Annotated in this window: 8 protein-coding genes; 4 read left to right on the top strand and 4 right to left on the bottom strand. The window is 72.3% G+C overall.

The genetic code is table 11. The features are described from left to right. Positions 1-253: 253 nt before the first annotated feature. On the top strand, positions 254-2,089 hold the full coding sequence (locus NQZ70_RS30720; protein ID WP_129577398.1) for an ATP-binding protein: 1,836 nt from the start codon (positions 254-256) through the stop codon (positions 2,087-2,089). A 180-nt stretch (positions 2,090-2,269) separates the two neighbouring features. Here NQZ70_RS30720 and leuA read toward each other — a convergent pair whose 3' ends face one another. Next, positions 2,270-3,961 carry a 2-isopropylmalate synthase gene (gene leuA, locus NQZ70_RS30715; RefSeq protein WP_129577397.1) on the bottom strand — a complete coding sequence of 564 codons (1,692 nt, stop codon included), beginning with the start codon at positions 3,959-3,961 and terminating at the stop codon, positions 2,270-2,272. Positions 3,962-4,871: 910 nt separating this feature from the next. On the opposite strand from leuA, the gene NQZ70_RS30710 reads away from it, so the two are divergent. Beyond that, positions 4,872-7,052, top strand: coding sequence for a hypothetical protein (locus NQZ70_RS30710; protein ID WP_129577396.1), 2,181 nt, complete (start codon positions 4,872-4,874; stop codon positions 7,050-7,052). Positions 7,053-7,316: 264 nt separating this feature from the next. After that, positions 7,317-9,119, top strand: coding sequence for an IgGFc-binding protein (locus NQZ70_RS30705; protein WP_129577395.1), 1,803 nt, complete (start codon positions 7,317-7,319; stop codon positions 9,117-9,119). Positions 9,120-9,171: 52 nt separating this feature from the next. On the opposite strand, the gene NQZ70_RS30700 is transcribed toward NQZ70_RS30705, so the two are convergent. Beyond that, positions 9,172-10,356, bottom strand: a complete 1,185-nt coding sequence (locus NQZ70_RS30700) for an alpha/beta fold hydrolase (RefSeq protein WP_129577394.1) — start codon at positions 10,354-10,356, stop codon at positions 9,172-9,174. Between the two features lie 67 nt (positions 10,357-10,423). Between NQZ70_RS30700 and NQZ70_RS30695 the strand changes: the two genes are divergently transcribed. Beyond that, on the top strand, positions 10,424-11,032 hold the full coding sequence (locus NQZ70_RS30695) for an ABATE domain-containing protein (RefSeq protein ID WP_129577393.1): 609 nt from the start codon (positions 10,424-10,426) through the stop codon (positions 11,030-11,032). 78 nt (positions 11,033-11,110) lie between these two features. Here NQZ70_RS30695 and NQZ70_RS30690 read toward each other — a convergent pair whose 3' ends face one another. Continuing rightward, positions 11,111-12,451: an MFS transporter gene (locus tag NQZ70_RS30690; RefSeq protein ID WP_129577392.1), complete on the bottom strand. Its 1,341-nt coding sequence runs from the start codon at positions 12,449-12,451 to the stop codon at positions 11,111-11,113. Next, positions 12,448-13,020, bottom strand: coding sequence for a helix-turn-helix transcriptional regulator (locus NQZ70_RS30685; protein ID WP_165374252.1), 573 nt, complete (start codon positions 13,018-13,020; stop codon positions 12,448-12,450). Before NQZ70_RS30685 ends, NQZ70_RS30690 begins: the two co-directional genes overlap by 4 nt. Positions 13,021-13,312 lie beyond the last annotated feature (292 nt).

Raw genomic sequence — 13,312 nt, 5'->3', positions numbered from 1 at the left:
CCGGCGCGGCGCTGGCGTCCGCCTTGCCGTTCGTGCGGTGGAAAATCCTCGCGCGCGGATTTCGCCTCGCCGAATCGCGCGCTGCTGGGCAACGCCGGCGCGCGCTGCCGAGCAACGCCGGCGTGCCGGGCGGACCGCGCCGCCTGCGTCGCCGGGGGCGGCGCGCCGCAGATCCTTTTTCGTGCGCGGCGCCGACCGGAGCGGCGTGCTTGCGGTCCGGCCTGCGCTACGCTCGTCGGCGCCCGGAGCCTCCATGCAATCCTTCGATGGACAGCCCACCTCCGCTGGGTCCGTCGCCGAGGCGGCCCTGCCCCGCCACGAGCGGGTGGTCGAGCGGCTCCTCCGCTTGCAGCGCATCACCGCGGCGCTCGCGGGGGCCCGCACCCTGACCGAGATCGCGAGCACCATCATCGATCAAGGCATGCCCGCGCTCGACGCCGAGGTGGGCGTCGTCGCGATCCTGTCCGCCGACGGCGCCTCGCTCCGCAACCTCGGCTTCAAGGGGGTCCCTGTCGACACCGAGGCGGCGTGGGCCGAGTATCCGGTCGATTCTCCCGTGCCGGTGGCCGAGGCGGCGCGCACGGGCGCGCCTGTCATCGTGCCCACGCGCGAGGAGCGGAACGCGCGCTATCCGGTCCTCGCCCGCGTCCACGGCGTGGAGCACGGGGGCGCCGTGGCCGCGTTCCCGCTCGTCCTCGAGTCGAGGACGGTCGGCTCGCTCGGGTTCTGCTTTCCCGCCTCGCGCGCGTTCGACGACGACGATTACGCATTTATCCTCTCCATCGCCCAGCAATGCGCGCTCGCGGTCGAGCGGGTGCGCTGGCACGAGGTCGCCGAGCAGGAGATCGCGCACCGCCGGGCGTCCGAGGAGGCGCTGCGCGCGCGCGAGCGGGAGCTCACGGCCCTCGTGGCCGAGCTCCGGCAGACCCAGGAGGCGCTCCGGGAGGCGGATCGGCGCAAGGACGATTTCCTGGCGATGCTCGCCCACGAGCTGCGCAACCCGCTCGCGCCCCTCTTGAACGCCGTCGAGCTGATCAAGGCGGCGGGCCCGGCGACGCCGATCGTCGAGCGCGCGCGCACCATCATGGATCGCCAGATCGGGCACATGGCCCGGCTGGTCGACGACCTGCTCGACATCTCGCGCATCTCTCGGGGCAAGATCACGCTGTCCCTCGAGCGCGTCGATCTGGTCGAGCTCGCCCGCGCGACGGCGCTCGATTACCGATCGCTGCTCGACGCGCGCGGCGTGCGCTTCGAGCTCGCGCTGCCGCCCGCGCCGGTGTGGCTGCAGGCCGACCCGACCCGCCTCGCCCAGGCGATCGGGAACCTGCTCCAGAACGCGAACAAGTTCACGGACGACGGCGGCTCCGTCCGGCTCTCGATCGCGCCGCCCCATCCCGCGCGCGGGGCCGTCTCCGTCGAGGTCGCGGACACCGGCATCGGCATGGAACCGGCGGTCCTGGAGCGGATCTTCGAGCCGTTCGCCCAGGCCGACCAGAGCGTCGCCCGCAGCCGCGGGGGCCTCGGGCTCGGGCTCGCGCTGGTCAAGGGCGTGGTCGAGCTCCACGGCGGCAGCGTGCGCGCCGCGAGCGCCGGCCTCGGCCGGGGCGCGGCGATCACGATCACGCTGCCGCTCTGCGCGGCCGCCCCGCGCGCGGCGGACGCGCGGCGCGCAGCCGACGCGCGGCGCGCGGCGGCGAGCGCGAGCTCGCGGCGCATCCTGATCATCGAGGACAACGTCGATGCGGCCGACAGCCTGCGCATGCTGCTCGAGCGCCGCGGCCACGCCGTCTCCGTGGCGCACAGCGGCGACGACGGCGTGGCCGTCGCGCGCATGGCGCCGCCGGACGTGATCCTCTGCGATATCGGCCTCCCTGGGGCGATGAACGGCTATGGCGTGGCGCGGCTCCTGCGCGCCGAGAGCGCCATGAGAAAGACGCTCCTCGTCGCGCTCACCGGCTATGCCCAGGACGACGATCGGAAGCTCGCCCGCGCGGCGGGGTTCGACGCGCACCTGACGAAGCCGGTGGCCCAGGCGATGCTGGAGCGGCTCCTCGCCGAGCTCGCGCCTTTGCCCGAGACGGCGTGAGCGTCCGCGCGGGCGCGCCGCCAGCGCGGCGCGGTGGCCCCCCGGGGCGACCGGCCTGCGCCAGCGAGCGGCGATCCGGCGGCTCGCCTCGTGTCCGGCAGGGGACCTCGCCCGCTCGATCGGCGGAGCGCGAAGGCCCAAGCGCGCTCCGCCTCACGAAGAGGCGCCGACCGCGCCCGCTCACTCGGCCGAGAGCGCGACCCGCGCCGGCTCCGCCGGCCGCGCGCGGTTCCACGCGGAGGCGACCGCCGCGAGCGACGCCATGACGGCGTCCGGGTGCGTCCCCGCCCCGAAGCTGCGTTTGCGCCCGATCGAGAGGGCCACGTACGCCGCGGACCCGGCGCCTGCGCTCTGGTCGATCGCGTGCGCCGCGTGCTCTTCTATCGCGATCGCGATCCCCGCGTGGCGCGAGAGCGCGCTCGCGAAGGCGTGGGCGGGGCTCTGGCCCGCGGCGCAGAGCGCGTGGGGGACCCCGCGTATCTGCACCTGGAACTCGTGTCGTTCCGCCACGCCCTGGCCGCTCGTCCTGTGCCCGACGACGCGCACCGGCCCGCCGCGGTTCACGTACTCGCGCTCGAAGATCGCGAGGATCTCGGCCTTCTGCACCTCGCCCTCGGTCCGCTCCGCCCTGCGCTGCACCGCCTGGCTCAGCTCGATCGCGAGATCCTTCGGCACCGCATAGCCGTACTCGTGCTCGAGCAGGTAGGCCACGCCGCTCTTGCCCGACTGGCTGTTCACGCGGATCACCGCCTCGTAGCTGCGCCCCACGTCCTGCGGATCGATGGGGAGATATGGCACCTCCCACGCCGCGCCCCCGCGCTCGCGCAGCGCCTTGAACCCCTTCTTGATCGCGTCCTGGTGCGAGCCCGAGAAGGCGGTGTACACGAGCTCTCCGACGTAGGGGTGGCGCGGGTGGACCGGCAGCCGATTGCAGTGCTCCGCCGTCTCCTTGATCGCCTGGACGTCGTGGAGCTCGAGCTCCGGATCGACCCCCTGGGAGAACAGGTTGAGCGCCAGCGTGACGAGATCCACGTTCCCGGTGCGCTCGCCGTTCCCGAACAGCGTGCCCTCGACGCGGTCGGCGCCGGCCATGACGGCGAGCTCCGCCGCGGCCACCGCGGTCCCGCGGTCGTTGTGCGGGTGCACGCTCAGCACGATGCAGTCGCGCTGCTTCAGGTTCCGGTGCATCCACTCGATCTGATCCGCGTACACGTTCGGCGTGGCCATCTCCACGGTGGCCGGCAGGTTCAGGATGATCTTCCGTGACGGGCTGGGCTGCCACACGTCCATCACGGCCTCGCAGATCTCCTTGGCGAAATCGAGCTCTGTCCCCGTGAAGCTCTCGGGCGAGTACTCGAGGACGACCTCGGTCTCGGGCATGCGCGCGGCGAGCTCCTTCACGAGCCTCGCCCCGCGCACGGCGATGTCGACGATGCCCGCGCGGTCCAGGCCGAACACCACGCGTCGCTGGAGCGTGGAGGTCGAGTTGTAGAGGTGCACGACGGCGCGCCGGGCCCCGCGGATCGCCTCGAAGGTCCGCTCGATCAGCTCGGCGCGCGCCTGCGTCAGCACCTGGATGGTCACGTCGTCCGGGATGAGCCGCTCGTCGATGATCCGGCGCACGAAGTCGAAGTCGGGCTGCGACGCGCTGGGGAAGCCGACCTCGATCTCCTTGAACCCCATCCGCAGGAGCTCGTGCCACATGCGGAGCTTGCGCTCGGGGCCCATGGGCTCGACGAGGGCCTGGTTTCCGTCGCGCAGGTCCACGCTGCACCAGCGCGGCGCGCTCTCGATCACGCGGCTGGGCCAGCGCCGATCGGGCAGATGGATGGGCTGAAACGGCTTGTACTTGTGGATGGGCATCGTGGACATGACAGGACTCCCTGAAAGCTGAAGATGGGAGTCGTCGCGACGACGATGCGAGGACCCCCACCGGGACAAGGAACCGACGGGGGTCAAGCTGCGAAGATGGACGTCGTCAGCAGCGCGCGCAGAGCCCCCGAGGCCGTAGGCCTAGGCAGGGGCGAAGGGCGCGCGCGGGCACGACAGACATCGCCGGGCAATCTAGCGAACGTTCTCCTGCTTGTCCAGCGTCGCGGCGCGGGCGACGGCGAGCGCGTGTACGCGGGCGCGCACACCTGCGCTGCGGTGTGCCCCGCGCGACGCGAACGCCCGTGTGAATGTCGAGATCGGGGCCCACCCCTCCTCGTGTACGATCGCCTGTCGGGCACTCCAGGCACGAGGGGATGGAGCATGCGAGAGCGCGCGCAAATCGTGCTCCCGGCGCCCATGGCGTTCGGTCCGAGCAGCGCCGGGCTCGGGCTCGTCGGTCGCTTCTGAGCCGCCCTGTCCCGCAGGCCGGGAGGAGATCGCCCGCGCCCGGGCTCGGGCGTCGTGTGGCGTTCGGCGCTGCCCGGCCTGAATTGCAGGAAAGACGGCTCGTTCCAGCCCGCTTCGAGCGTCCACCGTGTGAGCCTGGAAATTTCTTGGTCAGGTGAATTGACGCGCACGGCGCGGTGCGCCCTTCGTGAGGGCGAGCCGCTTTTCGAAACACGCTGGTCGAAATCTTGCGAAGTCTTGCGATCGCATGATCATCGACCTGGCAGGCGGGCATTCTTGTCATACCGCGAGGGCCGGAAGTGTCTCCCTCTGCGGCAAATACATCCTTACAAAATTAACCCAGGTCGTCTCCGGGGGGATGACGACCTCCGCCGCGAGTCGAGATCGCGACGACAGTCGCTCGAGAGGTCCGCCGATGCGCAAGATCGCCTATTGGATCGCATTGAGTTCGGCAGCTATCGTCGCGGGCTCGCTCGCGACCGGCTGCACCGCGATGACCGGAGAGGGAGGCGTCGATAACGAGGACTCCACCACCGGAGGGGGGTCTAACCCCGGCTCCTCCAGCGGAGGCGACACCGCCAGTGGGCCCAGCGGCTCCGGAGGGTGGACCAGCGGCTCCGGCGTGCCGTCCACCGGCACCGGCCAGGAGCCCGTGGCGGGATGCGAGCTGGGATACAGCGAGCTCCCGAACGGCAAGGGCGGCGTGAACGTCGAGGCCGTCTGTCTCGACGAGATCGGCTTCGACAAGGCCAGGTCGCTGGAGGCCTTCAAGACGACCGTCTACCCGCTGCTGACCAAGAACTGCTCGGGCTGTCACAGCACGACGAGCCGGGCCCAGGCGCCCATCCACTCGGACGTCGACCCGGCGCTCGCGCACGAGTACGCGCTCACCCGCGTGAACTTCAAGAAGCCGGTGGACTCGAAGCTCGTGGTCCGGATGGGCATCGACCGGCACAACTGCTTCGGCTCGAGCTGCAAGGACGCGAACGCGCAGATGCTCGCCGCCGTCGAGGCGTGGGCGGCCGCGGTCGTGCCGACCCTGCCGGAGACCTTGCGCACCGTCCCGGCGGGCGAGAAGGTCACCGAGGCGCAGGTCAAGGAGTGGATCGCGGCGGACAAGGCGACCGTCGCCGCGGGCGACGCGGAGTTCGTCAAGTACACCTCGCTGCACGAGATCCACAACGCGGGCGTCACCGCGGACGAGCTCAACGTGGCCCGCGTGGGGATCGCGAAGGCCCTGAACTCGACCGCCCGGTGGGCGCCGGAGATCGTGAACCCGGTCGACATCAACGGCAAGGGCATCGTCTACCGCTTCGATACCCGCAACTACTGGGGCTACAACAAGGGCGTCACGAAGCTCCACTTCGGCGGCTCGGACGACGACGTGTTCTTCGGCCGGACCAGCGTCAACTACCTCGGCGAGCCGGTCGGCAGCGACGTCACCACGAAGGAGAAGCACCGTTACACCGCGGAGGTCCAGGAGGACCCGAGCTTCGCGAAGCTCGTCTGGGGACGCGTCCTCGCCGGCAACGTCGAGGGCGCGACGGACAAGGAGGTGCTGCCGCCCTACGTCGACGGGTTCAAGACGGACTACATCGAGGCGAGCCAGCTCGTCTACACGCTGACCCGCCCCGACGTGTACAACGCGATCATGGCGATCCCCTGGTACGCCCAGGACCTCGAGGGCGAGCTCGGCGTCATCAAGGACCAGGGGATGAAGTCCTACGAGTACATGGTCACCAAGCAGGCCATCACCATCGACTCCCGCATGTACTGGCGGGCGAGGACGACGAAGGGCGGATATTACTGGAAGACGTGGGACATCTTCACGGGGCAGCTCGAAGGCAACGTGCAGACGATCGAGCAGGCGTACGATCAGGGCCAGATCCGGTTCCCGTTCTGGGCGCACCCGATCCCGAAGTTCATCGCGGGGACCGGCGGCGGCGTGACGGCGGCCACCCTCAGCTTCGTCGCGACGCTCGCGCAGCCGTACGGCACGGAGCCGCCGGGGTGCGATGGCCAGCCGAACTACGGCGGCGCGCAGTTCCTGAACTGCCGCTATTACACCGGGACCGAGGGCCTCCAGCAGTCGGCGGAGGAGGTCATCTGGGATCTGCCGAACGGCCTGCAGGGCTACTCGCTGTGGGGCGGCTTCAACCAGCGCCGCGTCGACGCGTTCGTCAACATCGTCCGCGATCCGCGCATCACCCGCGAGGACGCGGACGCCGTGATCACGAGCCGGGTCGGCTTCGCGAGCACGGATCGCCGCCTGAACACCGGCAGCGCGTGCATCGGCTGCCACGCGGACGGCATGAACCGCGGCGACAACGATCTGCGCGACTGGCTCGACGAGGGCGGCGCGCGCCTCCCGAAGGGCGAGCGCGGGGTCGACGGGTGGATCGACGACGAGCAGGTCGTGGCGCAGGTCAAGGAGCTGTACCCGCCGTCGACCGTGATGCGGTCGCGCATGGAGGACGATCGCCGCGTCTTCCTGGCGGCGATGTCGAAGATCAAGCGGGAGATGATCGTGGGCGTCGACAAGAACGTGTACGTCGAGCCGGCGATCTGGACCATCGAGTGGGCGCAGAAGTTCTACAAGTACCCGCCCACCCGGTCGAACTGAGGCGAGCCTCGCGCGCCCGCGCGTCGCCCGCCCGCGGCGCCGCGCGGGCACGGCACGCCTCCCCGCCGGTCGCCGCCTCGTCGAGCCGCTCGCCGCGCCGTCGGCTTGTTGCTCCGCCGGGGCGCGCGACGAGGATTTGCCGAGGGAGCTCGCGCCGCTGCGGGCGCTGCACGCGCCCTCGGGCGGACCGCGCTTGACAGTCCTGCGGCGACACGATGACTTCGGGAGGTGAGGTTCTCGACCACTTATCTTCTTTGGGCGGGATTGGCCTCGTCCCTTGTCGCCGCTGCCTGCACCCCGACGGCGGACCCACCCCTCGGCCCTCCGAAAGGGGCGGGCGCGGGCGGGTCGGACGGGACGGGCGACGGCGGCGACCTGGACTTCGGCGACGTCACCGGCGGCTGGACGGGGAGCGGATGCTCCGCGGACATGAGAGGCGTCGTGGACGACGAGGGGGACGTCGTCGCGGTGTGCCCGCCCGAGCTGGGGTGTTTCCAGGGGCGGTGCGTCCCCGCGTGCGAGGCCGCGGAGAAGGCGGGCGGATCCATCGGGTGCGATTACCTCGCGCCGTCGCCGCCGTTCTTCCAGAACGAGCTCGACGCCTCCAGTTACAGCGGCGCGTGCCATGCGGTCTTCCTCGCGAACACCTGGCCCCGCCACGCCAGGATCCGCGTCGCCTACGGCGGCGAGGCGCTCGACGCGGCCGAGTTCACCTACCTCCCGAGCGGCATCGGCCCGAGCACCACGTACACGCGCTTGCCCGAAGACGGCATCCCGCCGGGCGAGGTGGCGGTGCTGTTCCTCTCGCACCGGCCGGGCGCGGCGAGCGCCTTCGGATCGCTCGAGTGCCCGCGGGCTCCCGCCGTCCTGGCCGACGTCGCGGTGCACAACAGCGGCACCGGCGCCGCGTTCCAGGTCGCCTCGGATACGCCCGTGTCGGCGTACGACATCCTGCCGTACGGCGGGGCGATGAGCTTCCTCCCCAGCGCCTCGCTCCTGTTCCCGCGCAGCACGTGGGGCACCAACTACGTCGCCCTGGCGCCGCACGCGTACGGCCTCGGCGTCCCGTGGATGATGCTCGTCGCCGCCGAGGACGACACGACGGTGGATCTCGTGCCACCGTCGAGCCTCCCCGGCGGCGGCGGGGCCCCGGGCGCGCCGGCCGACACCGCCACGCAGGTGACGCTCGGCGCCGGCGACGTGGTGCAATGGATGGGCGCCGACCCGAGCGGCGCCGTGCTCCAGTCGAACAAGCCCATCGGCGTGTGGACCGGCAACACCTACCTGCAGGTGGCCACCGACACCTCCCCGGCCGGCGGCGGTCAGGACGCGGCCCACCAGCAGATCGCGCCGATCCGCGCCCTTGGCAGCGAGTACGTCGGCGCCGGCGTTGTCTCGCGGCTGGCCTCGCAGGAGCCCGAGAGCGTCGTCTATCGCCTGCTCGGCGTGACCGACGGCACGGCGCTCTCGTGGGATCCGGCGCCGCCTCCGGGCGCGCCGGCCGCCCTGGAGGCGGGCGAGGTCGCCGAGTTCGAGGTGACATCGCTGTTCTCGGTGCGGTCCCAGGACGGCGGTCACCCCTTCATGCTCACGCAATACATGCCCGGCGCCCCCGCCTGGACGCGCCCCGGCTGCGTGGCGGAGATCCCGATCGCCGGCACCCCGTGCATGCTCGGGGACGAGGAGTGGGTCATCCAGCTGCCGCCCGAGCAGTTCCTTGAACGGTACGTGTTCTTCACCGATCCGACCTACGCCACGACGAGCCTGGTGATCACCCGCGTCAAGGGCCCGAACGGCTTCGCGGACGTGGAGCTGAGCTGTCTCGGTCCGGTGACCGGGTGGCGCCGGGTCGGGACCGCGGGCGCGTTCGAGGTGGCGCACGTCGATCTGAGCCGCGGCTTCGTGGGCGCGAGCCCCGCGTGCGAGACGAGCCTGCACGAGGCGCGCAGCGCGGGCGCCTTCGGCGTCACCGTCTGGGGGACGGACTTCTACGCCTCGTACGGCTACCCGGCCGGCGGCAACGTCGAGAGCATCAACGACGTCGTGGCCCCGCCGGTCCCGCGGTAGCTCGCGTCGCCTGGGCTCGTCCCTGGAGCGGGCGGCGCGATGCCGCTCGGGCTCAGCGGGGGAGCCGCTCCATGAAGCGCGCGATGTGCTGGGCGATCTCGACCGGTTGCTCCTCCACGGCGAAGTGCCCCGCGTCGAGCAGGTGGAGCTCCGCGTCGGGGAGATCGCGGAGATACGCCTTCGCGCCGGCGTTGATGAAGTCCGCGTCGTTGCGCCCCCACACGATGAGGGTCGGCGGCTTCCGGGCGCGCAGGAACGCCTGCCACGACGGATAGCGATCGACGTTGGTCTGGTAGTCCTGGATGAGCTGGACCTGGACCGCGCGCTCCTCCGGGGTGGCCAGGAACGCGAGGTCGTGGGTCCAGGCGTCGGGGCTCACGCGATCGCGGTGCGCCACCGGCACATGCCGGAGATACTGCTCCTGCTTGACCCCCTCGGCGCTGACGAGCTGGGCGACCGCGGCGGCGCTCGCCGGGGACCGGTCCTCGTGGGCGTGCCGAATGCCCACCCGCAGCGCCTCGGACAGGCCTTCGACGTACGCGTTGGCGTTCTGCACGATGATCCCGCGCAGCCGCTCGGGGTGGGCGAGCGCGACACGGAACCCGACCGGCCCGCCGAAGTCGTGCATGTAGATCACGTACCGCGTGAGCCCGAGCGCCTCGGTGAAGCCGGTGATGTGCTCCGCGAGGAGGTCGAACGTGTACGTGACCTCGGAGGGGGAAGGGCGATCGCTGTAGCCCGATCCCAGGTAGTCCGGCGCCACGACGCGATATCGGCCCGAGAGGAGGGAGAGCAGCTCTCGGTATTCGTGGGATGACGACGGGAAGCCGTGGAGCAGGAGCAGCGCGGGGCGGTCGGGGCGTCCGGCTTCGCGGTAGAAGATCCTGCGGCCTCGCACCTCGACGGTGCGATAAAACGTCTTCTCCGGCCAGACCGCCTCGGGCGCTGCCGCCGGGGTCCGGTCGCCTGCCGGCGCGTCGGCCGGGGCGCCGGCGTGGCGGCTCGGCGCGAGCGACGGACCGGCGCACCCCACGAGCGCGGCGACGAGCGCGGCGGAGGCCAGCCCGCCCGCGGCCCGGCCGAGCCGCGCGAGCCCGGAGCGCCGCCCAGCCGCGGCCCCCGTGGCACCGGCCGCGCCCTTCGCGGCGGGCGCGTCCACGGATCTCGCCGGCTCGACCTCCCGAGCTCGCGCCGCCGATCGCCCAGGGCCCACGTCCACGTTCTCCTCGCGGCTCATGCTAACCTCCGTATTCGAATTTTGACGGTTATGTAGCAGGCGTGCTAACCAGTCAAGTGGGTGATCGATGGTTAGCAGCGCGTCGCGTTTTCTCTGGGTCGGCCATCATCGGGCGCTCGATTTCCTCAACACCGAGCCGGTGCAGCGCGGCGGCCGGGTGGAGCTGCTCCCGGATTTGCGCGGCCTCGTCGACTGGTCCAGGGAGGCGGGCTTCCTCGACGGCGCGACCGCGGCGGGCGTCCTCGATCGCTGGGAGGGGTCGAGCGAGGGGGCGAGCGCCGTCGCACAGGCGCATCGGCTCCGGGCGGCGCTGCGCGCGCTGATCGAGCGGCCGCGCGAGCGCGGAGCGGCGGCAGAGGACGCGCTCGACGTGCTCAACCGGGCCCTGCGCCTCGACGCGGGGACCACGGAGGTCGTGCGGGCGCGCGCCGGGTTCGCGCGCCGGGGCCATGCGCGGATCGACGCGCCGGCGCAGCTCCTCGGCCCCATCGCCGAGGCGGCTGCGGGGCTCCTTTGCGATGTGGATCCGGAGCTCGTGAAGCGCTGCGGGAACCCGGATTGCGTCCTCTATTTTCACGACACGTCGAGGAACCACGCCCGGCGCTGGTGCAGCATGGAGCTGTGCGGCAACCGGATGAAGGTGGCCGCTCACTACCACCGCCATCGGGGCGGTTAGCGCGGCGGAGCGCCCACGAAGCGCGGCGTGCCAACGACCCGATCTGCCGACGAGCGTCCGTGTTGCCCGAATGCGCGATCAGCTGAGCTGGTGGGCAGGGGAACCCTCCGTTGCGGATCGCGCCGGCGCGGCCTGCGAGCGCCGCGCGCGCGCGGCGGCGCGTACGGTGAGCGCGGCCGCGACCAGCAGCGCTCCGGCGGCGGCCGCCCAGCCGTACGGATAGCCGGCCAACGCCGCCACCCGGGCCACCGCGACGCTGCCGACCAGACAGCCGAGCTGGAGCGCGAGCGATCCGACGGAGATCAGCGTGGCGCGCCGGGCCGCGTCGACCCGCTCGTGCAGCGCCTCGGTGGTCAGCGGGCCGGGCACCCCACCGCTCACATAGGACAGCACGTATCCGGCGGCGGCCAGCGCGAGCCCGCCCGGGCCGGCGGCGGCCAGCCCGATCAGCGCGACCCCCAGCCCGAAGAGGGCGGTGCCGGCGGCGGCCGTGGACAGCGGCGACGCCAGCCCAACCCGGGTGCCGGCCCGGCAGAGCGCGGGGGCGGCCGCCGAGCCCGCGGCGCTGCCCAACCATGCGGCGGTGGCGAGCACTCCGAACGCCAGGCCGGCCCGGTCGGCGCCGCCCAGCATCTCTGCCAGCTGCAGCGGGGTGAGCAGCTCCAGCGCGGCGACGGCGAAGCCGACCGCGGCCATGCGCAGCATCAGCAGCCGGACCACCGGGTCGCTGGACGAGAGCCGCACCCCGGAAGCGATCTGGGCCGGCACGTCGCGCAGCATCGCCGCGGCGCCGGTGGCCCGCGGCCGCCGGATGTCCCCCGGCTCGACCACGAGCGCCGCGTGCGCGATCAGGCTGGCGGCGGCCACCGCGGCGGCGGCCAGCGCCGGCACCGAGAACGGCGACAGCACCCCGCCCGAACGCAGGCCGTCGGCGAGGCCCGGCAGCCAGCCGCCGAGGGTCGCGGCCAGGCCGAGGCCGAGGGCCTCCACGGCCCAGCCGCGCGAGATGCCGGTGCGCAGCACGGTGTCGGGGGCGGCGGCGCGCGCGGTGTCGACGTACCAGGCCTCCAGCGGGCCGGAGCCGAGCGCGCGGGCGGCGGCCGACACAAGCGCGACGGCGGCGAACTGCCACCAGGTCCGGGCGAAGGCCAACCCGGTCAGGCCGACCACGGACAGCGCGCCGGACAGCAGCAGGGTGCCGCGGCGGCCGAGCTGATCGGCCAGGCCGCCGGTGGGCAGCTCCAGCGCGATGACGGCGCCCGAGTAGAGCGCGACGAGCAGACCCGCCGCGGGCAGGTCGAGGCCGCGGTCGGTGTACAGCAGCACCATCACCGGAAAGACCAGGCCGGTGGCGAACCAGCGCAGCCCGCTCAGCGCGAGGTAGCGCCGTTCGGCCTGGCGTGCGCTGAGCGGCCTCACAGGGGCACCTCCGCGAACGCGAGGAGCTGCTGGTAGACCCGCACGTGGCCGACCGGCTCGTCGCCGGCGTCGGGCGGCGACGACCGGTAGCGGGCGAAGACCTCGCCCAGCTCCTCGGTCAGCCGGGTGAGCTGGGACGGGGTGAGCCGCAGCAGGTCGTCGAAGACGCCGCCGGCGTCGGCCCACCGGGCGTCGAGGGCGTCGCGCTCGGCCGACCAGCGCTGGAACGCGTCGACGGCGGAGGCGAGCTGGCGGCGCTCCAGCGCGTCGCTGATCTGGCGGCCCTCGGGATCGCCGGCGAGCTCGGCCCGGCTCCAGCTGGTGAAGCGGTGGGTCGCGCGCCAGCGCTTGTCGCGCCGGTTCGGCTGCTGGGAGACCTCCTCCACGAAGCCGTACCGGGCGAGCTGGCGCAGGTGGTAGCTGGTCGAGCCGCTCGACTCGTCGAGGCGCCGGCCGAGCTCGGAGGCGGTGGCCGGGCCCTCGTAGCGCAGCAGCGCGAGCAGCTTCGAGCGGATCGGGTGGGCGACCGCCTTGAGCGTCTCGACGTCGGGCACGGTGCGCTGGGCCATCCCTCGATGGTACGATTGCAAAGAAAACTTTGCAAATATTTGTTTGCAATCCGGCTCCTTCCGTCCTCCTCGGTCGTCCGAGAGACGCGGTACCCGCATCACCTGCGGGCCACGGTGACCTCGGCGCTGTGATCGCTGACCAGGCTCTCGCGCGCGACGCGGAGGCGGTACCTCACGTGGACGCCCTGCGCGACCTGCCCCACGGCGTGCTGGTAACTGGCGCGCGCGCCGCACGGCGGCCGCGATACAGAGCCTGTTTCGAAACGCTCTTGTGAACGGCGCTCGAATGCGT

Origin of the sequence: Sorangium sp. So ce836 (assembly GCF_028553905.1) — a bacterium.
GTDB lineage: Bacteria > Myxococcota_A > Polyangia > Polyangiales > Polyangiaceae > Sorangium > Sorangium cellulosum_D.
This window is presented reverse-complemented; position numbering and strand designations above follow the sequence as displayed.

Excerpts from the sequence above, each read along its gene's own strand:
- NQZ70_RS30700 (WP_129577394.1), bottom strand. The coding sequence starts at position 10,356 with ATGAGCCGCGAGGAGAACGTGGACGTGGGCCCTGGGCGATCGGCGGCG.
- NQZ70_RS30720 (WP_129577398.1), top strand. The coding sequence starts at position 254 with ATGCAATCCTTCGATGGACAGCCCACCTCCGCTGGGTCCGTCGCCGAG.
- NQZ70_RS30695 (WP_129577393.1), top strand. The coding sequence starts at position 10,424 with ATGGTTAGCAGCGCGTCGCGTTTTCTCTGGGTCGGCCATCATCGGGCG.
- leuA (WP_129577397.1), bottom strand. The coding sequence starts at position 3,961 with ATGTCCACGATGCCCATCCACAAGTACAAGCCGTTTCAGCCCATCCAT.
- NQZ70_RS30685 (WP_165374252.1), bottom strand. The coding sequence starts at position 13,020 with ATGGCCCAGCGCACCGTGCCCGACGTCGAGACGCTCAAGGCGGTCGCC.